This window comes from Paenibacillus senegalensis JC66 (assembly GCF_000285515.1).
Taxonomy (GTDB): domain Bacteria; phylum Bacillota; class Bacilli; order Paenibacillales; family NBRC-103111; genus Paenibacillus_L; species Paenibacillus_L senegalensis.
Window position 1 is genome coordinate 1 of record NZ_CAES01000139.1, and the last position, 843, is coordinate 843.

Below are 843 nucleotides of genomic sequence, written 5' to 3' on the forward strand. Positions count from 1 at the left end.
TGTCGCGCCTGCGGCCCCTGTCGCGCCCGTGGCCCCTGTCGCGCCTGTTGCCCCTGTCGCGCCCGTGGCCCCTGTCGCGCCTGCGGCCCCTGTGGCGCCCGTGGCGCCTGTAGCCCCTGTGGCGCCTGTGGCACCAGTAGCGCCCGTGGCCCCCGTAGCGCCTGCGGCCCCTGTCGCGCCCGTAGCTCCTGTTGCCCCCGTGGCTCCTGTAGCACCTGTGGCGCCTGTGGCACCAGTAGCGCCTGCGGCCCCTGTCGCGCCCGTGGCGCCTGTGGCTCCAGTAGCGCCTGCGGCCCCTGTCGCGCCCGTGGCTCCAGTAGCGCCTGTGGCACCAGTAGCCCCTGAACCGGTTGGTCCTGTCGGTCCCTGTTGGCCAATCGGCACCCAGTTCCCCCAGGCAGCACCTCCATTCTGGCTGCTCCGGTAGAACAGTGCCGGATTCGAAATATACAGCTGCTGCACAAAATCCCCAACACGCGATACGTACAGCGTCCATACCTGCGGATGCGCCACGCCCGGAGGACTGCTGCCGTCCGTTGGCCCGGTGCTGCTGTCGCTGTCCGAGCTGTATATGCCCGGGTCTTTGTAATCGTCCAGGCTACTCGTGGACTGCTCTCGCATAAACGGCATAACGCCATTTGACGCATCCAGCGTCACCACTCCAGTCTGGCCGTTAATGCTGATAACGCCGCCCGGCGCCCCGGTCGGGCCGGCCGGTCCTGTAGGGCCGCGCAGAGTGGGTATGTTTGTTGCTGTCTTGAGCTTGGAATCGAGCATCATCTCCTGGCGGAAGATCGTATCCAGCATAGCTTGGGTGCTTTTGTTGACTTCGAGTTGTAACCG

General features: G+C 66.1%; 1 pseudogene. It reads right to left on the reverse strand.

Going from position 1 to position 843, the window contains the following annotated elements:
- A pseudogene (locus tag PSHG_RS31305) lies at positions 1 to 843 on the reverse strand (collagen-like protein); the annotation flags it as partial.